The sequence below is a fragment of the Streptomyces ortus genome, from assembly GCF_026341275.1.
GTDB lineage: Bacteria > Actinomycetota > Actinomycetes > Streptomycetales > Streptomycetaceae > Streptomyces > Streptomyces ortus.
In genome coordinates this window covers 5,524,811-5,543,763 of sequence record NZ_JAIFZO010000002.1, presented here as the reverse complement: position 1 = coordinate 5,543,763, position 18,953 = coordinate 5,524,811, and the positions used below count along the sequence as shown (strand labels likewise).

At 72.4% G+C, this 18,953-nt stretch carries 15 protein-coding genes; 5 read left to right on the top strand and 10 right to left on the bottom strand.

Going from position 1 to position 18,953, the window contains the following annotated elements:
* Positions 1-174: 174 nt before the first annotated feature.
* From K3769_RS27890 to K3769_RS27860, 6 genes are all read right to left on the bottom strand, one after another.
* Positions 175-1,065: an ABC transporter permease gene (locus K3769_RS27890; protein WP_267029024.1), complete on the bottom strand. Its 891-nt coding sequence runs from the start codon at positions 1,063-1,065 to the stop codon at positions 175-177.
* Entirely contained in the window at positions 1,062-3,809 is a 2,748-nt protein-coding gene (locus tag K3769_RS27885; RefSeq protein WP_267029023.1) for an alpha/beta fold hydrolase, read from the bottom strand. Before K3769_RS27885 ends, K3769_RS27890 begins: the two co-directional genes overlap by 4 nt.
* A gap of 258 nt (positions 3,810-4,067) precedes the next feature.
* Positions 4,068-5,597 (bottom strand): CoA-acylating methylmalonate-semialdehyde dehydrogenase, encoded by a 1,530-nt coding sequence (gene mmsA, locus K3769_RS27880; protein WP_267031579.1) that lies wholly within the window; start codon positions 5,595-5,597, stop codon positions 4,068-4,070.
* A gap of 47 nt (positions 5,598-5,644) precedes the next feature.
* A complete protein-coding gene (gene iolD, locus K3769_RS27875) occupies positions 5,645-7,540 on the bottom strand; it encodes a 3D-(3,5/4)-trihydroxycyclohexane-1,2-dione acylhydrolase (decyclizing) (protein WP_267029022.1) in 1,896 nt (631 codons plus the stop codon).
* 443 nt (positions 7,541-7,983) lie between these two features.
* Positions 7,984-8,994, bottom strand: coding sequence for a 5-dehydro-2-deoxygluconokinase (iolC, locus tag K3769_RS27865; RefSeq protein WP_267029021.1), 1,011 nt, complete (start codon positions 8,992-8,994; stop codon positions 7,984-7,986).
* Between the two features lie 267 nt (positions 8,995-9,261).
* Positions 9,262-10,032, bottom strand: a complete 771-nt coding sequence (locus K3769_RS27860) for an SDR family NAD(P)-dependent oxidoreductase (RefSeq protein WP_267031578.1) — start codon at positions 10,030-10,032, stop codon at positions 9,262-9,264.
* A gap of 193 nt (positions 10,033-10,225) precedes the next feature.
* Between K3769_RS27860 and K3769_RS27855 the strand changes: the two genes are divergently transcribed.
* Together K3769_RS27855 and K3769_RS27850 are read left to right on the top strand one after the other, a co-directional pair.
* Entirely contained in the window at positions 10,226-10,840 is a 615-nt protein-coding gene (locus tag K3769_RS27855) for a TetR/AcrR family transcriptional regulator (RefSeq protein ID WP_267031577.1), read from the top strand.
* Positions 10,837-11,352, top strand: a complete 516-nt coding sequence (locus K3769_RS27850) for a putative immunity protein (RefSeq protein WP_267029020.1) — start codon at positions 10,837-10,839, stop codon at positions 11,350-11,352. The genes K3769_RS27855 and K3769_RS27850 overlap by 4 nt, the downstream gene beginning before the upstream one ends.
* A gap of 45 nt (positions 11,353-11,397) precedes the next feature.
* Here K3769_RS27850 and K3769_RS27845 read toward each other — a convergent pair whose 3' ends face one another.
* Genes K3769_RS27845 through K3769_RS27835 form a run of 3 tightly spaced genes read right to left on the bottom strand, consistent with a single transcriptional unit; the run spans position 11,398 to position 13,972 of the window.
* Entirely contained in the window at positions 11,398-12,438 is a 1,041-nt protein-coding gene (locus tag K3769_RS27845) for an NAD(P)-dependent alcohol dehydrogenase (protein WP_267029019.1), read from the bottom strand.
* Positions 12,439-12,480: 42 nt separating this feature from the next.
* Positions 12,481-13,275: an SDR family NAD(P)-dependent oxidoreductase gene (locus K3769_RS27840; RefSeq protein ID WP_267029018.1), complete on the bottom strand. Its 795-nt coding sequence runs from the start codon at positions 13,273-13,275 to the stop codon at positions 12,481-12,483.
* Positions 13,276-13,282: 7 nt separating this feature from the next.
* The gene (locus K3769_RS27835) at positions 13,283-13,972 is read right to left on the bottom strand and encodes a TetR/AcrR family transcriptional regulator (RefSeq protein WP_267029017.1); all 690 of its coding nucleotides are present in this window, start codon (positions 13,970-13,972) and stop codon (positions 13,283-13,285) included.
* Between the two features lie 325 nt (positions 13,973-14,297).
* Here K3769_RS27835 and K3769_RS27830 point away from each other — a divergent pair, with 325 nt between their 5' ends.
* The gene (locus K3769_RS27830) at positions 14,298-14,498 is read left to right on the top strand and encodes a helix-turn-helix transcriptional regulator (protein ID WP_267029016.1); all 201 of its coding nucleotides are present in this window, start codon (positions 14,298-14,300) and stop codon (positions 14,496-14,498) included.
* A gap of 69 nt (positions 14,499-14,567) precedes the next feature.
* On the opposite strand, the gene K3769_RS27825 is transcribed toward K3769_RS27830, so the two are convergent.
* A complete protein-coding gene (locus K3769_RS27825) occupies positions 14,568-15,596 on the bottom strand; it encodes a zinc-dependent alcohol dehydrogenase family protein (RefSeq protein ID WP_267029015.1) in 1,029 nt (342 codons plus the stop codon).
* A 154-nt stretch (positions 15,597-15,750) separates the two neighbouring features.
* Here K3769_RS27825 and K3769_RS27820 point away from each other — a divergent pair, with 154 nt between their 5' ends.
* Positions 15,751-15,990, top strand: a complete 240-nt coding sequence (locus K3769_RS27820; RefSeq protein WP_267029014.1) for a heavy-metal-associated domain-containing protein — start codon at positions 15,751-15,753, stop codon at positions 15,988-15,990.
* An 86-nt stretch (positions 15,991-16,076) separates the two neighbouring features.
* The gene (locus K3769_RS27815; RefSeq protein ID WP_267029013.1) at positions 16,077-18,362 is read left to right on the top strand and encodes a heavy metal translocating P-type ATPase; all 2,286 of its coding nucleotides are present in this window, start codon (positions 16,077-16,079) and stop codon (positions 18,360-18,362) included.
* The last annotated feature ends 591 nt before the right edge of the window (positions 18,363-18,953 follow it).

The following is an 18,953-nucleotide window of genomic DNA, read 5'->3' as shown; positions in this document are numbered from 1 at the left end:
TGCGCGCCGGGGCTTGGAGGTGCGGGTCAGTGGGGGTTGGCCGCGCCGTTCCCCGCGCCCCTGAAGAACGTGGGGAAGGGGGACCGGGCCTGGAAGTGCGGGTCAGTTGGGGGTGGGTGTGCCGTTCCCAGCGCCCCTGAAAAAGGGCGGGAACGGCGCTTCGGCGCGCTGGGGTTACGACACCACGTCCTTGCGGGCGAAGCCTCGGAAGGCCAGGGCGAACAGTATGAGCGCGTAGGTGACGGAGACCGCCGTGCCCTGGATCATGCCGCCCCACTCCGGGGTGGGCTGCACCGCGTCGGCCCACGCGAACTGCCAGTGCGCGGGCAGGAAGTGGCGCCAGTCGCCGAGTGCGGTGACCGCGTCCAGGACGTTCCCGACGATCGTCAGGCCGACCGCGCCGCCCACCGCCCCCAGCGGCGCGTCGGTCTTCGTCGACAGCCAGAACGCGAGCCCGGCGGTGACCAGTTGGGACGCGAAGATGAACGCGATCACGACGACGAGGCGCTGGGCCGCCGTGCCCGCGGACAGCGCGCCGCCGGTGGGGATCTCCAGCGGGCCCCAGCCGTACGCGACCGAGCCCACCAGCAGCGCGACGACCGGCAGCAGCACCATCGCGGCGAGGCTGAGCCCGAGCGCGACCACGAGCTTGGACCACAGGAGGCGGGCCCTGGGCACGGGTGCGGCGAGCAGGTAGCGCAGGGAGGACCAGCCGGCCTCCGAGGCGACGGTGTCGCCGCAGAACAGCGCGACCGGGATGACCAGCAGGAAGCCCGCGGAGACGAAGAGGTTCACCGCGGCGAAGTTGGCGCCCGACGCCGTGGCCGTGTCCATGAGGGTGACCCGGCCCTCGCGGCCCTCCGGCTGGCCGCCGATCGCGAAGGCCACGACCAGCACGAACGGCAGGGCGGCGAGGATCGCCCCCATGATCAGCGTGCGGCGCCGTTTCAGCTGACGCATCAGCTCGACCCGCAACGGCAGGGTGCGCCCGGCCCGGTAGCCGTTCGCGACCTCGGTGCGCTCGACGGAGTCGGCAGACTCGGCTTGTTCGGCAAGGGTGCTCACGCGGAGCCTCCGATCAGGGTCAGGAACGCGTCCTCCAGGCGGCGGTGGGGGCCGAGGGAGGCCACCGGTACCTCCAGCCGGACCAGCTCCACGAGGAGCCGGGCGGCTGCCGCGGAGTCCTCCGCGACCGCTCCGGGAACCGCTTCCCCCGGGTCCGCAGCCGTCGTGCTCCGTGCCGTCAGCCGTATCAGCAGGCCGTCGTCCGTCCGGATCGCCGTGTCGATGTCCGGGAGCGCCGCCACCTTCTCCACCAGCGGGTCCGTGATGTCGGCCGCGAGGCCGACGAGGAGGGTGTCGCCGGAGCCGATGATCTCGTGGACCGGGCCGGCCTGGACCAGTCGGCCGCGGTCCATGACCACCAGATGCGTACAGGACTGCTCGACCTCGGCGAGGAGGTGGCTGGACACGATGACCGTGCGGCCCGCGGCGGCGTAACGGATCATCACCTCGCGCATCTCGCGGATCTGCGGCGGGTCGAGGCCGTTCGTCGGTTCGTCGAGGATCAGCAGGTCGGGGAGGCCGAGCATGGCCTGGGCGATGGCGAGCCGCTGCCGCATGCCCTGGGAGTACGTGCGGACCGCGCGGGCCAGCGCGTCTCCGAGGCCCGCGATCTCCAGCGCCTCCTCCAGATGCGCGTCCTCGGCCGGACGTCCGGTGGCCTGCCAGTACAGGTCGAGGTTCTCGCGGCCGGACAGGTGCGGCAGGAAGCCCGCGCCCTCCACGAAGGCGCCGACCCGGGAGAGGACGGGTGAGCCCGGCCGGATCGCGTGCCCGAAGACCCGGATCTCACCGCCGTCGGGCTTGATGAGGCCCATGAGCATGCGCAGGGTGGTGGTCTTGCCCGCGCCGTTCGGGCCGAGCAGACCGAGTACCTGGCCCTTCTCCACGCGGAACGACAGGTCCCGTACGGCATAGCGGTCCGACGACTTCGCGTACCGCTTGCTCAGGTCGGTGATCTGCAGGGGGACCTCGGCGAGCGCCGGGTCGGGCGGGGTCATGGTGGTCCGGCGACGGCCCGTCAGGAGCAGGGCCGCCGCGGTCAGCGCGCCGGCGATCGGCAGCCACCACACCCAGGCGGGCAGCCCGGCGCCCCCGGTCGTCACGCCGGGCGCGGTCGGCACGGCGAGGTCGCTCTTCAGGGACACGGTGTACGTGGCCGGGGTCAGCGGGGACGCGTAGCCGAGGTCGGTCGAGGCGAGGACCAGGCGCAGGTGGTGGCCCTCCCGCACCTCGTGGTCGATGGCGGGCAGGGTGAGGCGCACGTCCTTGCCGCTGCCACCGCCGTTCTCACCGCTCCCGCCGCTGTCGCCGGTCGCGACGCGGACCGGGGTGACCAGTTGCGACGGCAGGACCTGCTGCCGGCCGCCGGGCCCGACGTCGTACACCTTGGCGAAGAGGACGGCCTCGTCGGTCGTCGACTTCACGTTCACCGTCACGGTGGGCGAGCCGGTGATCCGCAGGTCCCTGGTCACGGCCTTGGAGTCGAAGCGCGCGAACTGGCCGGGGAAGTCGAGCGACACCCCGACGCCGAGCGAGGACAGCTGGGAGAGGCCGCCGGCACCGCCGAGCCCGGGGAGGGCCGAGACGCCGGGCGGGCTGGCGCCCGCGGGGTTGGAGAACTTCTGCTCGCGTCCGCTCAGCGCCACCTTCCGGTCGCCGCCGGTCAGGCCCGGGTAGCTGTCCCCGTCGGCGCCCCGCAGTTGGGCGCCGCCGTCGGTCGAGTCGATGCCGCCGGTGCGGGTGACGCGGAACGCGGGGCCCGTGTCGGCGTTCTTGTCGTCCTTGAGGTAGCGGTCGAACCAGGAGGTCACGCGTGCCTGTACGCGGTCCGCCTCCATGTCGCCGCCGTCGTGGCCGCCGGCGATCCAGTCGACGTCCACGGGGGCGCCGTTGGCCTTGACCGCCTTGGCCATCTCGTCGGCCTGGCCGAGCGGGAAGAGGGAGTCCGTCTGACCCTGCATGATGAGCGTCGGGACCTTGATGCGGTCGCCGACGGCGGAAGGGCTGCGCTCCTCCAGGAGCTTCATCGCCGCGGCGTCGGGCTTCCCGGACTCCGCGACGCGCTCGTACATCTGGCAGAGCTGTGTCTCGAACTTGGTGCAGCCGCCGCCGGAGTTGATGAACATCCCGGCCCACAGCTTCTTGAACACGCCGTTCGGAAACAGGGCGTCCGCGAGGTTCCAGTACGTGATCGCCGGGGCGACGGCGTCCACGCGCTGGTCGTAACCGGCCGCGAGGAGCGAGACCGCGCCGCCGTACGAGGCTCCGGCCACGCCTACGCGGGGGTCGCCGGCCTTGTCGAGCTCGACCTCGGGGCGCTTCGCGAGCCAGTCGATGAGCTTGGAGACGTCGGCGACCTCACCCTTGGGGTCGTTCAGGCCGATCTTCCCGGTGGACCGGCCGAAGCTGCGCGAGGACCAGGTCAGGACCGCGTAGCCGTCGCGGGCGAGGTCCTCCGCCTGCTTGCGTACGTCCCCCTTGTCGCCGCCGAAGCCGTGGGTGAGGAGGACGGCGGGGCGGCGGGTGCCGGAGCCGGCGGAGCCGGAGGTGAAGTACGACGTGTCGATTTTCACGCCGTCCGCCGTGGGGAGGACGCGGTCGGCGCGGTGCACCGCGGGTGCGCCGTCGGAGGCGACCGCGGTCCATGTCCCGGCGCCGGCGAGCACGGCGACGAGGGCCGCGGCGGTCCACCGGCGTGGGCCTCGCAGCCATCGTCGTGGTGCTGCGGGCATTCGAAGATCCATGGTTCAACGGTACGGGGCCCTGCGGGGCGGGGGTGCGGTCGGTGGGGGGAGGTCGGCGGTATCCCGTAGGACTACGCGTACCGTGCCGCGTACCGCGGGTGCGGTACGCGGTCCTGGGGGCGGCCCCCCGAAGAGCTGACAGACTGCGCCGTTCCCCGCGCCCCTCAAGGGCAAAGACGAAAGACTGCGCCGTTCCCCGCGCCCCTGAAAGGCAAAGACGAAAGACTGCGCCGTTCCCCGCGCCCCTTTCGGGCGCTCTCAGTGGTTTCGGGGGAAGCCCAGGTCCACGCCTGTCGGGGTTTCCGAGGGGTCCGGCCAGCGGGTGGTGACCACCTTGCCCCGGGTGTAGAAGTGCGTGCCGTCGTTGCCGTAGATGTGGTGGTCCCCGAAGAGGGAGTCCTTCCAGCCGCCGAAGGAGTGGTAGCCCACCGGCACCGGGATCGGCACGTTCACGCCGACCATGCCCGCCTCGATCTCCAGCTGGAAGCGGCGGGCCGCGCCACCGTCCCGGGTGAAGATCGCGGTGCCGTTGCCGAAGGGAGAGCCGTTGATGAGGGCCACCCCCTCGTCGTACGTGTCCACGCGCAGCACGCACAGCACCGGGCCGAAGATCTCGTCCCGGTAGGCGTCCGAGTCGACGGGGACCCGGTCGAGCAGCGAGAGGCCGATCCAGTGGCCGTTCGCGTACTCGGGACGGCCCTCGACCGTGTAGCCGGTGCCGTCGAGGACCACCTCGGAGCCCTGGGCGGCGGCCCCCGTCACGTACGAGGCGACCTTGTCGCGGTGGGCCGCGGTGATCAGGGGGCCCATCTCGGAGGCCGGGTCGTCGCCCGGACCGATCTTGATCTTCTCGGCCCGCTCGCGGATCTTCGCGACCAGTTCGTCGCCGATCGCGCCGACCGCGACGACGGCCGAGATCGCCATGCAGCGCTCGCCGGCCGAACCGTAGGCGGCGGAGACGGCCGCGTCGGCCGCCGCGTCCAGGTCGGCGTCCGGGAGGACCAGCATGTGGTTCTTGGCGCCGCCGAGGGCCTGGACGCGCTTGCCCCGGGCCGAGGCGGTGGTGTGGATGTACCGGGCGATCGGCGTGGAGCCGACGAAGGAGACCGCCTTGACGTCCGGGTGCTCCAGGAGGCGGTCGACGGCCACCTTGTCGCCGTGGACGACGTTCAGCACGCCGTCCGGAAGGCCCGCCTGAGCGAACAGTTCCGCGAGCCGGACGGCCGCCGACGGGTCCTTCTCGCTCGGCTTGAGCACGAAGGTGTTGCCGCAGGCGATGGCCAGCGGGAACATCCACATCGGCACCATCGCCGGGAAGTTGAACGGCGTGATGCCCGCGACGACCCCGAGCGGCTGGCGGATCGAGGCCACGTCGACCCGCGAGGCCACCTCGGTCGACAGCTCGCCCTTCAGCTGGACGGTGATCCCGCACGCCAGGTCGACGATCTCCAGGCCGCGCGCGACCTCGCCGAGCGCGTCCGAGTGGACCTTGCCGTGCTCGGCGGTGATCAGCGCGGCGAGCTCGTCGCGGTGGGCGTCGAGGAGTGCGCGGAAAGCGAAGAGGATCGCGGACCGCCTGGCGAGCGAGGAGGTGCCCCAGCTCGCGTAGGCGTCCTTCGCGGCGGCGACCGCGGCGTCCACCTCCGCGACGCCCGCGAAGGCGACCTTCGTGGTGACGGCGCCGGTCGCGGGGTCGGTGACCGGCCCGTACGTGCCCGCCGCGCCCGCGGCGCTCTCAGCGCTCTCGACGGGCTTGCCGCCGATCCAGTGGTTGACGATCTTCGTCATGCCCGAGAACTCCTTGTCATGCCCGAGTGTCATGCCCGGTAACTACGTCACAGATGGCGGCGCCGGGTGGAGGCCAGCCGTTCGTACAGCGCGCGTGCCTTGACCGCCGACGGTCGGGTCGCGGTCTCGGCCACAGGAACATCCCACCAGGCCTGCGCCGGGGGCGCGCCCGACACTGTGTCTGCCGTTTCGGTCTCCACGTAGACACATGTGGGAGTGTCGGCGGCCCGTGCCTGGACGAGGGCCTCCCGCAGGTCGCTCACGGTCTTGGCACGCAGGACCCGCATGCCGAGGCTCGCCGCGTTGGCGGCCAGGTCGACGGGCAGCGGGCGCCCGGTGTACGTGCCGTCCTCGGAACGGTGGCGGTAGGCGGTGGCGAACCGTTCGCCACCCACCGTCTCGGAGAGGCCGCCGATGGACGCGTACCCGTGGTTCTGCAGGATGACCACCTTGATGGCGATGCCCTCCTGGACCGCGGTGACGATCTCGGTGGGCATCATCAGGTACGTGCCGTCGCCGACCAGTGCCCACACGGGCCGGTCGGGGGCGGCGAGGCGGACACCGATCGCGGCCGGGATCTCGTAGCCCATGCAGGAGTAGCCGTACTCGACGTGGTACTGGTCGCGGGACCGGGCGCGCCAGAGTTTGTGCAGGTCGCCGGGGAGGGAACCGGCCGCGTTGACGATGATGTCGTCGCCGGTGACCAGGGCGTCGAGCGCGCCGAGGACCTGCGGCTGGGTGGGCCGCGCGTAGGGGTCCTCCGCCTCGAAGGCCGCGTCGACGCGGTACTCCCAGCGCTCCTTATCGTCGGTGTACTCGGTGACGTACGCGGGCCCGGCCCGGTGACCGTGCGGGGCGAGGGCCGCGGTGAGGGCCTCCAGCGCGGTGCGCGCGTCGGCGACCAGCGGCTGCCCGGCCATCTTGTGGCTGTCGAAGGAGGCGATGTTGATGTTCAGGAAGCGCACGTCCGGGGCGGCGAATAGGGTGCCGGAGGCGGTGGTGAAGTCGGTGTAGCGGGTGCCGACGCCGATCACCAGGTCGGCGGTGCGGGCGAGTTCGCAGGCGGTCGCGGTGCCCGTGTGCCCGATGCCGCCGACGTCCGCCGGATGGTCCCAGGCGAGCGAGCCCTTGCCGGCCTGCGTGGAGGCGACCGGGATGCCGGTGGCGTCGGCGAACTCCCGCAGCGCGTCCTCGGCCTCGCTGTGGTGGACCCCGCCGCCCGCGACGACCAGGGGCCGCCTGGCCGTCCGTACGGTCCGGACGGCGGCGGCCAGTTGGACGGGGTCGGCGACCGGACGCCGTACGGTCCACACGCGTTCGGCGAAGAACTCGCCGGGCCAGTCGAAGGCCTCCGCCTGGACGTCCTGCGGGAGCGCGAGGGTGACGGCGCCCGTGTCGAGCGGGTCGGCGAGCACACGCATCGCCTGGAGGGCGGCCGGGATCAGGGCCTCGGGGCGGGTGATCCGGTCGAAGTACTTCGACACCGGGCGCAGGCAGTCGTTGACCGACACATCGCCCGCGTACGGGACTTCGAGCTGTTGCAGGACCGGGTCGGCGGGGCGGGTCGCGAAGACGTCGCCGGGCAGCAGGAGCACCGGGAGGCGGCTGATCGTGGCGAGGGCGGCGCCCGTGACGAGGTTGGTGGCGCCGGGGCCGACGGAGGTGGTGACGGCCTGGGCGGAGAGGCGGTTCGACTGACGCGCGTAGCCCACCGCCGCGTGCACCATGGCCTGTTCGTTGCGGCCCTGGTGGTACGGCATGGCGTCGCCGTACTCCACGAGCGCCTGGCCAAGGCCGGCGACGTTGCCGTGGCCGAGGACGCCCCAGGTGGAGTCGATCAGGCGGCGCCGCACACCGTCACGCTCGGTGTACTGGACGGCGAGGAACCGCACCAGCGCCTGTGCGACCGTCAGCCTTGTCTTCGTTGACCCCGGCTCTGTCATCGGTAGCCCTCTGTGCTCTCTACGTGTCACGGGTGGAATCACGGATGGAAGCTGATCCGCCACGTCATACGTCCGAACGGGCCCTGCGTCTCTACGTCCGGCCCGCCGATCCGAACCGCGTCACCGCGTACGGGTGGGTCGCCGCGTATGGATGGGTCACTGCGTCGCCGCGTCCGGGCGGGTCGCCTCGTCCGGGCGGGTCGGGAACCTCCGGCGCGGAGCCGTAGCGGGCGGGGAGTCGTCGCTCGCACTTCGCTCCTGCCAGGGCGAAGCGGACTTCCGCGCCGGAGGCGATCTGTGCCCGGGCGGCACGGGGGCATGACCGAAGCCGGTGGCCTCGGCGAACACGCGCTCCCCGCCCAGGTGTTCACACACTTTGCCCTCTTTATTCCCCTCTGTGCGCACCGTACAACCACTGCCCGGTGGGCGCACGGCACTCGCGGTCACCGCGGCACCGCCCCGGTCGCGAGGGCTTCCTCGACCTCGGTGAGCGTCGGCATCGCGGAGGAGCACTCCGGCCGGGAGGCGACGACGGCGCCCGCGGCGCTGGCGTGGCGCATGACGCGCTCCAGGTCCCAGCCCGCCAGCAGGCCGTGGCAGAGGGCGCCGCCGAAGGCGTCACCGGCGCCGAGGCCGTTGAGGACCGCGACCGGGAGCGGCGGGACCTCCGCGAAGTCGCCGTCGCGGTGCACGGCCAGGACGCCCTTGGGGCCCTGCTTGACGACGGCCAGTTCCACGCCCGCGTCGAGGAGGGCGCGGGCCGCCGCGTGCGGTTCGCGCAGGCCCGTGGCGACCTCCACCTCGTCGAGGTTGCCGACGGCGACCGTGGTGTGGCGCAAGGCCTCGGCGTAGAAGGGGCGGGCGGCGGCGAGCACGGCGGCGGTCGGGGCGGCGGCCGCTCCGGCCGCTTCCTTCCAGAAGACCGGGCGCCAGTCCAGGTCGAAGACCGTGGGGCCGGACCTGGCGCGGTGGGCCAGCGCCGCGAGCGTCGCCGTGCGGCTGGGCTCCTCGCTCAGGCCGGTACCCGTGACCCAGAAGATCCGGGCGTCCCGGATGGCGTCCAGGTCCAGTTCGTGGGCGTCGATCTCCAGGTCGGGCGCCTTCGGCTGCCGGTAGAAGTACAGCGGGAAGTCGTCCGGCGGGAACACCTCGCAGAAGGTGACCGGCGTGGGGAGTCCGGGGACCGGCGTCACCCAGCGGTCGTCGACGCCGAAGTCCCGCAGGGCCTCGTGCAGATACGTGCCGAAGGGGTCGTCGCCGGTCCGCGACACCACGGCCGTACGCCGTCCGAGCCGGGCCGCCGCGACCGCCACGTTGGTCGCCGAGCCGCCGAGGCACTTCCCGAAGGACGTCACCCGCGAAAGGGGCACTCCGGTCTGCAGCGGGTAGAGGTCCACGCCGATGCGCCCCATGGTGATGAGGTCGTACGCACTGGACTCCGCTGACTCGGCCATCGAGTTCCCTCCGCATCGGTGGACCCCAGGTGTAGCGGCGCCGATAGAGCCCTGTCAATTGGTTGTCCGGACATTCTGACCAAGGCTTGACACGTAGTGCTGCCGCACGGTTGGGCGGGAGGGGCCGCCGGACTGCGTCGCGGGTGTCTTGACGTGGCTCGACCGGGGAGGTCCCCCGCCGGCCGGGGTCTGGTGGCGGCCCCGGCCGTGCGTCCCGTTTCAGCCGCGTCCCCTTTCAGCCGCGTCCGTGTCAGCCGCCTCCATGTCTCATGCGGCGATGACGGCGACCGCGGTCCGGCCCCCGTCGACGTCCACCACCGTTCCGTGTACGAAGGACGCCTCGTCGCTCGCCAGCCAGAGCACGGCGGACGCGATGGCGTCGGGCGTGCCCACGCCGCCGGCCGGGGTGCCCTTCATCATGATCTCGCCCGCGCTCGGCTCGGTGCCCGCCGGCGCCGGCGGCAGGATCACGCCCGGCGACACGGCATTGACCCGTACGCCCAGCGGGGCGAACTCCGCCGCCCAGGCCCGCGTGAGCGTCTCCATCGCCCCCTTGGTGGAGCTGTAGAGCGCCCCGCGCGGGACGCCGAGACGCGCGATCCACGACCCGAGGTTGACGATCACCCCGCCGCCGGAGTCCGCCATGGCCGGGACGACGGCGGCGGTGAGGAAGAACGGCGCCTTCACGTTCACGCCGTAGACCTGGTCGAACGTCTTCTCGTCGGTGTCGGCGGTACCGGGGGACGGATAGATCCCGGCGTTGTTGACCAGGATGTCGATCCGTCCGCCCAGGGCCGCCCGGGCCCGCTCGGCGAGGTCCTGGGAGGCCTCCGCGCCGCCGGCGAGGTCGGCCGCGACGAAGTCCGCCCGGCCGCCCGCCGCCCGGATCCCCTCGACGACCCGCGCACCCCGTTCCCCGTTGCGCCCGGACACGACGACGTGGGCGCCCTCGGCCGCGAACGTCTCGGCGATCGCCTGTCCGATGTTGCTGGTCGAGCCCGTGACCAGCGCTGTCCTGTTCCGCAGCCGCTCACCCATGACGTGATCTCCCTTGTCTTCGTCGTGCACGTCGTCGTTCTTCTCTTGGTGCTTCTCTTGGTGCTTCTCGTCGCGTTCTCCGTCGTGCGCGGACCACTGTGCGCCGCATAAAATGGACCAGCAAGTCCAGAAACCCGGTACGGTCGGACAGCGCGGGCAAGGACACGACGACTGGGCGCACGAGGAGGCCGGGATGCCGGGAGCGGTGACCGTGAAGGGCCGGGCCACCCGGGCCCGTATCGTCGAAGGGGCGGCCGAGGTGCTGCGTGAGCAGGGCGTCGCGTCCGCGACGCTCGACGACATCCGCGACCGCACCGGTACGAGCAAGAGCCAGCTCTTCCACTACTTCCCCGGCGGCAAGGACGAACTGCTGCTGGCGGTCGCCCGGTTCGAGGCGGACCGCGTCCTGGCGGACCAGCAGCCGCACCTGGGGCGCCTGGACTCGTGGGAGTCCTGGCAGCGGTGGCGGGACGTGGTGGTGGAACGGTACGAACGACAGGGCGACCACTGCCCGTTGGCGGCACTGTTCCTTCAGGTGGGGCGGGATCGCCCCGGCGCCCGGGCGATCGTGACGGAGCTGATGCGCCAGTGGCAGGGGGAACTCGGCCGCGGAATGCGCGCCCTGCAGGCGAAGGGCCTGGTGTCGACGGCCCTCGATGTGGACAGGGTGGCCGCGGCACTGCTGGCGGGCATCCAGGGAGGTGTGGCCATCATGATGTCCACGGGCGACTCGGCCCACCTCAGGGCGGCGCTCGACACCGGGATCGACCATCTGCGGGCGGCGGCGCCCGCGGAGGTGCGGTCGTGATCCTTCCGAAGGTCCGGGACCCCCGCTTCACGACGATCCGCCGGGGCGGGACGCTCACCGACGCGGATCACCGTCGGCTGGCCCTGTGGGCCGCCCTGTGCGCGGAGCACGTCCTGCATCTCTTCGAGGCGGCCCGGCCCGCGGACCCGCGACCGCGCGAGGCGATCGCGCACGCCAGGGCCTGGGTGCGCGGCGAGGTCGGGATGATGCGGGCGCGCGCGGCGGGCGGCCATGCGATGGGGGCGGCCAGGGACCTGCGCGGAGCGGCACGGCATGCCGCGTACGCCGCCGGGCAGGCCGGGGCCGTCGCTCACGTCGCCGCCCATGAACTCGGCGCAGCCGCCTACGCGATCAAGGCCGCCCGCGCCGCCGCCCCGGAGGGCGAGGGCGAGACCGCGGGGCGGCGTGAGTGCCGGTGGCAGCGGGCGCGGCTCCCGGCGGAGATCCGCGAACTCGTACTGGACGACCAGCGGCTGCGCAACGACATCTGCTGGTCGGTGTTCACACCCTGACCGGCCTGACCGGCCTGACCGCGCCGGCGACCCCGTGATACCGGGTCAGCCGTGCGGGAGGATCACCGCTCGGCCGTTGATCCTTCCCTCGTGCAGACGCTCGTAGGCGAGCGGTGCCTCGTCCAGGGAGAAGGTCTCGGTGTGCACCGACACGGCGCCGGAGCGGGCCAGGGCGAGGACCTCGACGAGTTCGCCGCGGGTGCCCCAGTAGGGGGCGCTGACCGACACCTCGAAGGGCAGCTGACCGAAACCGACGGGGAGCGTTCCGCCGCCGATGCCGACGATCGTGATGTCGCCCTCGACCGCGGCGACGGCTCCCGCGGTGGCCAGCGTGGGCTGCGCCCCGACGAAGTCGAAGACCGCCTCCGCCCCGACGCCGCCGGTGAGTTCACGCACCGTGCCGGCCGCCCGCGCGTCGGAGAGGACCGCTTCATGGGCGCCGACCTCGCGGGCCAGCCGCAGCTTCTCCTCGCTCACGTCGAGGGCGACCACCCGGGCCGGGGACATGGCCCGCAGCAGTTGGATGGCGACGTGCCCGAGCCCGCCCGTGCCGATGACCACCGCGGTCGAACCGGGTACCAGCTTCGGCAGCGACCGCTTGATCGCGTGGTACGGCGTCAGCCCCGCGTCCGTCAGCGAGACCGCCGCGGCCGGGTCGAGCCCGTCCAGCGGCACCAGGTGCCGGGGATCGTCCACCAGCAGGTACTCCGCCATCGAACCGGGCGCCCCGAGCCCTGGCGGACGGATACCGAGCTCGTCGGCGCGCAGGCAGTAGTTCTCCTTGCCCTCCGCGCACTTGGCGCAGCTGCCGCAGCCCCAGGGGCCGTACACGGCGACCGCGTCGCCCTCGCGCACACCGGTCACACCCGCGCCGAGCGCGGCGACCGTGCCCACGCCCTCGTGGCCGAGGGTGAGCGGCAGCTCGTACGGGAATCCCTCGGCGGGCCAGCTCATCACGGCGATGTCGGAGTGGCACACCCCGGCGGCCGTGACCTTCAACAGGACCTGTCCGGGGCCGGGTTCGGGGTCGGGGACGACCACGACCTCGGGGGCGGCGCCGATGCTGCGGTACTGAAGTGCCTTCATGATGCTGCTTCTTTCTCCACTGCTTCCTGTACTGCTCGGTCCTCAGACGGCGGTGTAGGCGCCGTCGACCAGGTGGTAGCCGCCGGTCACGAAGGAGGCGCGCCCGGACAGCAGGAAGGCGATCAGTTCGGCGACCTCCTCGGGGCTGCCGAGCCGGCCCGCGGGGTGCAGCGCGACGAGGCCGTCGTAGGCCTCCTTGTCCATGGTCCGCAGCAGCGGGGTCTCGATGAAGCCGGGGCCGACCGCGTTGACGCGGATGCCCTTGGCGGCGTACTCGGCGGCCGTGGTCTTGGTCAGGCCCACCACGCCGTGCTTGGCGGCCACGTACGCGGAGGAGCCCGCGAAGCCGACCGAGCCGAGGATCGAGGCGACGTTCACCACGGCGCCGCCGCCGGCCGCCTCGATGGCGGGCAGCTCGTGGCGCAGGGAGTAGAAGACGCCGTTGAGGTTGGTGGCGATCACGCGGTCGTAGGCCTCGATGTCGTACTCGCCGGTCGGCGCGCTCGGGCCGCCGATACCGGCGTTGTTCACGGCCAGGTGCAGCCCGCCGAAGGTGTCGACGGCGAAGGCGACGGCCGCCGCGACGGAGTCGGGGCTCGTCACGTCCACCTCGACCGCGGCGGCCTCGAAGCCCTCGGCGCGCAGGTCGGTGGCGGTTTTCTCGGCGCCCTCGGCGTTGTGGTCGGCGATCACCACGTTGGCGCCGCCGGCGCCGAGGCGGCGGGCGGTGGCCAGGCCGATGCCGGAGGCGGCGCCGGTGACCAGCGCGGTCTTCCCGGCGAACTCGGTGGCGTAGTCGGTGACGGGCGCGTTGCCGGAGACAGGGGTGGTGCTCATGGTGCTCTCACTTCTCGGGGGTGTCGTACGAGACCGCGGACGCGGCCTCTCGGGTCAGGGCGTCGTAGGCCCGTTCCACCAGGGCGGCCAGGTCCTCGGCCGCCGAGTCGTGGCCGGACCCGCCGCGCGCCCAGATGCGCAGCGCGGCGGTGAGGACTCCGGCGGCGGCGTCGACCACGACGGCGGCCCGCACGTCCGGTATGCCGTCCCGTACCTCGTCCCGTACCTCGTCGGGGCCGAGGCGGTCGGTGAGGATGCGGACCGAGTCCTCCTGGGCGTCGACCCTGATGCGTTCGTACGCCGCGAACAGGGCCGGCTCGCTGTCGAGCAGGGCCAGCAGCCGCCGCATGCGGGGGCGCAGGTGCCAGGCCGGGTCGTCCCGGTCGGCGAGCCAGTCGCGCACCGCCCGCCGGTAGGCGAGCAGCGGCGGTTCGGCGGCGGGCCGCTCGCGCAGCAGCGCGTTGATGCGGTCGCCGTCACCTCGTACGAAGTCGAGGGCCGCGTCCTCCTTGCCGGCGAAGAGCCGGCTGAAGGTGCGGCGGGTGACGTCCGCCCGCTCGGCGATCGCCTCGACCGTGGTGGCGGCGAGTCCGCGCTCCAGGATCAGGTCGACGGCGGCGGTCGCGAGGGCGTTACGGGTCTGCCGGGCCTTGCGCTGCCGGCGGTCCTCGGTGGTGCTGGGCTCCGTTGCCTCCATGCCCTCAGAATACTCCTTCATGTCCCAGTGGGACATATTTCCCACCGAGACGTGTTTCCCGTTGGGACATTTCCCTGCTGGAACCCGTTCAGCCGGAGCCTGTTCCTATTGGGGTCCAATGCGTCACCCGTGTCACAAAAGACCCCTTCCTGTCACACATGTCACGCATACGCGGGTCTTGCGTCACACCCGCGCGACAGCCCCTGCCGCGTTGTCACTCTGCGTCGTTCACCGAGCACAGGCTTGTGATCGCCAGCGCAGTGCCCGGCTCCCCCGACGGCCACCCCCCGGCCGCCGCCGCGGCACGCGCAGGGAGGTGCTACTGATGACCGACCGAAGGCTCTGGTCGTACAAGGAGATCGCGGCGCACATCAAGGTGCAGCCGGACACTGTGCGCTCCTACCGCAAACACGGACTGCTGCCCCCGCCCGACCACGTGGAGAGCGGCAAGCCGTACTGGTACGCCGACACCGTCCGCGACTGGGTCGCCTCCCGGCCGGGCAACAGAGGCCGCCGGGACCGCTGAACAACCCGCCACGACTCCCTGCGCGCGAGGGGGCCCCGCACCTCACCGTGCGGGACCCCCTCACACTCGTCAGGGCTCGATCACCGTGACACCCGCCCCCGGCGCCTCCCCCATCGCCGCCAGGGCCGCGGGGGCCGCCTCCAGGGAGATCGTGGACGTCACCAGGAGGTCGGGGCGCAGCAGTCCGGCCCGTACGGACTCCAGCATCGGCGGGTAGGCGTGCGCGGGCATGCCGTGGCTGCCGAGGAGTTCGAGTTCGAGGCCGATCACCCGGGACATCGGCACCTTCGGGTCCTCGGGCAGCAGGCCCACCTGGACGTGCCGGCCGCGGCGGCGCAGGCTCGCGACCGACGCCGCGCAGGTGACCGGGGAACCGAGGGCGTCGAGGGACAGCTGGGCGCCGCCGCCGGTCAGGTCCCGGACCGCCGCCCCCGTGTCGTCGGTCCGGGACGCGTCCACGCCGTGCACGGCGCCGAAGCGCCGCGCCAGCTCCAGCGCCTGCGGCGAGAGGTCGACCGCGACGACCCGCGCCCCGGCCGCCGCGGCGATCATCACCGCGGACAGCCCGACCCCTCCGCAGCCGTGCACGGCCACCCACTCCCCCGGTGCCACCCGCCCCTGCGCGACCACCGCGCGGAACGCCGTGGCGAACCGGCAGCCCAGCGAGGCCGCCGTACCGAAGGACAGCTCCTCCGGCACGGCGACGAGGTTCACGTCGGCGTGGTCCAGGGCGACGTACTCGGCGAAGGATCCCCAGTGCGTGAAGCCGGGCTGGGTCTGGCGTTCGCACACCTGCTGGTCGCCCGCAGCGCAGGAGGCACAGCTTCCGCAGGCGCAGACGAAGGGCACGGTGACGCGGTCGCCGGGGCGGTGGCGGGTCACCAGGACGCCCACGGCCTCGACGGTTCCGGCGAGTTCGTGTCCGGGCACGTGCGGCAGCTCGATGCCCGGGTCGTGGCCCTGCCAGCCGTGCCAGTCGCTGCGGCAGAGCCCGGTGGCCCCGACGCGGACCACCACCCCGTGCGGTGCGGGCGCCGGGTCCGGCACCTCCCGTACCTCCGCCGCCTCCCCGAACCGCTCGAACACCACTGCCCGCATATCCGTCACCTCTCCGCCGTCACCGACACTTTGAAAGTACCCCCCAGGGGTATAGGGTGAGTACCGTGGAAGCCCGTGGACCTCACACGGGTCCCCGGTATCCCACGGCCACACGCACCGCACACGCCCCATACGCCTCGACGAGGAGAACGACATGACCGCCGACACCGACACCCCGGGCTCCGTCACCACCGTCTACCAGGTGAGCGGGATGAGCTGCGGACACTGTGAAGGCTCGGTCTCCGGCGAGATCTCCGAGATCGCGGGCGTCACCTCGGTGAAGGCCGTCGCCTCCACCGGCGAGGTGACCGTGATCTCCACCGCCCCGCTCGACGAGGAGGCCGTCCGCGCCGCCGTCGACGAAGCGGGCTTCGAGCTCGCCGGCCAGGCCTGAGGCACGCCTTTCCCCACTCCACACCGGGCCGTACCGACCAGCTCATACTGGCTCCGTACGGCCCGGTTCATTCCCTGGAGCAGGACATGACCAGCACCACCGAAGCTCCCGCGTCGCAGGTCGAGCTGACCATCGGCGGGATGACCTGCGCCTCCTGCGCGGCCCGGGTCGAGAAGAAGCTCAACCGCATGGACGGCGTCACCGCGACGGTCAACTACGCGACGGAGAAGGCGAAGGTCGCGTACGCGGACGGGGTCGAGGTCGCCGACCTGATCGCCACCGTGGTCAGGACGGGCTACACGGCCGAGGAACCCCCGCCGCCGCTGCCGCCCGAGCCCGCGGAACCCTCGGCGGACCGGGATGCCTCCGACGAGGACGCGACGCGCACGCCTGACCCCGAACTGGCCGCGCTGCGTGAACGCCTCGTCGTCTCCGCGCTCCTCGCCACGCCCGTCGTCCTGCTGTCGATGATTCCGGCGCTCCAGTTCGACAACTGGCAGTGGCTCGTACTGACGCTGGCCGCGCCGGTCGTCGTCTGGGGCGGGCTGCCCTTCCACCGGGCCGCGTGGACGAACGCCCGGCACGGCGCCGCCACCATGGACACCCTTGTCTCGACGGGCACGCTGGCCGCGTTCGGCTGGTCCCTGTGGGCCCTGTTCTGGGGCGACGCGGGCATGGAGGGCATGCGGGACGAGGGCTTCTCCCTCACCGTCTCCCGTGAGCAGGGCGCCTCGGCGATCTACCTCGAAGTCGCCGCCGGGGTCATCGCCCTCATCCTCCTCGGCCGCTATCTGGAGGCCCGCTCCAAGCGGCAGGCGGGCGCCGCCCTGCGCTCCCTGATGGAACTGGGCGCGAAGGACGTCTCCGTCGTACGGGAGGGCCGTGAGGTCCGCGTTCCGGTGGCCGCGCTGGCCGTGGGCGACCGTTTCGTCGTACGGCCCGGGGAGAAGGTCGCCGCCGACGGCACGGTCGTCGAGGGGACCTCGGCCGTCGACGCGTCGATGCTGACGGGCGAGTCCGTGCCGGTCGACGTGACGGTGGGCTCGGCCGTCACCGGGGCGACCGTGAACGCCGGCGGGCGGCTGCTCGTCGAGGCGACCCGGGTCGGCACCGACACCCAGCTCGCCCGGATGGCGCGGCTCGTGGAGGACGCCCAGAACGGCAAGGCCCAGGTGCAGCGCCTCGCGGACCGCATCTCCGGCATCTTCGTACCCGTGGTGCTGCTGATCGCGGTCGGCACCTTCGGGGTCTGGCTCGGTGTCACCGGGGACACGGCCGCCGCGTTCACCGCGGCCGTCGCCGTGCTGATCATCGCCTGCCCGTGCGCCCTGGGGCTGGCCACCCCGACCGCCCTCATGGTCGGCACGGGCCGCGGCGCCCAGCTCGGCATCCTCATCAAGGGCCCCGAGGTCCTGGAGTCCACCCGCCGCGTCGACACGGTCGTCCTGGACAAGACCGGCACGGTGACCACCGGCCGCATGACCCTCCAGGAGGTGTACGCGGCCGACGGCACCGACACGACGCGCGTACTGCGGCTCGCGGGCGCCCTGGAGCACGCCTCGGAGCATCCGATCGCCCGGGCCGTCGCCGCGGGCGCCGAGGAGCGGACCGGGCCCCTGCCGGCCGTGGACGGCTTCGAGAACGTGCCCGGGCTCGGTGTCCGCGGCACGGTCGAGGGCCACGCGGTGCTCGTGGGCCGCGCACGCCTCCTCGAAGAGGCCGGGATCCCGCTGCCCGACTCGCTCGCCGCGCTGCGGACACGGGCCGAGGAGGAGGGGCGTACCGCCGTGGCCGTCGCCTGGGACGGCGCGGCGCACGGTGTCGTGACCGTCGCCGACGCGGTCAAGGAGACCAGCGCGGAGGCGGTCCGCGGGCTGCGCGCCCTGGGGCTCACCCCGGTGCTGCTGACCGGGGACAACCGGACCGTCGCCGAGTCCGTGGCCCGCTCCGTGGGCATCGACCCCGCCGAGGTGATCGCCGAGGTGCTGCCCGAGGGCAAGGTCGACGTGATCAGGCGGCTGCAGGCCGAGGGGCGGGCGGTGGCGATGGTGGGCGACGGCGTCAACGACGCCGCCGCGCTCGCCACCGCCGATCTCGGCCTGGCGATGGGGACGGGCACGGACGCCGCGATCGAGGCGAGCGACCTGACCCTCGTCCGCGGGGACCTGCGGGCGGCGCCGGACGCGATCCGGCTGTCCCGCAGGACCCTCTCCACGATCAAGGGAAACCTCGTGTGGGCCTTCGGTTACAACGTGGCGGCGCTGCCGCTCGCCGCGGCCGGGTTGCTGAACCCGATGATCGCGGGGGCCGCCATGGCGTTCTCGTCCGTGTTCGTGGTGACGAACAGCTTGCGTCTCAGGGCATTTTCATGACGAAGAGGTAGGACTCCCCTAGAGGCCGGCACACGTCTTCACATAAGCTCTTCACAAGGCTCGCGCATCATCCTTACGCTAGGGCCCCGATAGTCATATCGGGGCTCTTGTGTATCTTCAGGACATACACGAGAGACGCAGATCACAGTGCTGTGAACGTAACCATCGAAGGGGTTCGTGAGTCTAGATTGACGATGTCAGACACGTCTTGGGGGGCGTTTCTGGCATCTGGGGATGTCTTGGGGGACGTTCCCGGAAACGCGTTGCCGGGGCACGTACGACGGGGAGCTTTGAGCGGCCCTCCCGTACGTACGGGTCCCGGCAGACCGCACACGCAGGAAGTGGTACGCGGTAGGTAGTACGCAGTAGGCAGAATTTTTGTTCATTCTGCTCGTTTTGCTCGCAGCGATTCAGGCGCTGCCTTCATACGCCCGGCCGGATCCCGTGGGGGGAATCCGCACCGGGACATGGGAAGGCGCCCCGACTCCGGCCCGTGGGGGGACCGGCAGCGGGGCGCCTTCTTTATTGCTTCGTACGTCTGGAGCGCTCCGTACGTCTGGAGCGCTCCAGACGTCTGGAGTGCTCCGGGCG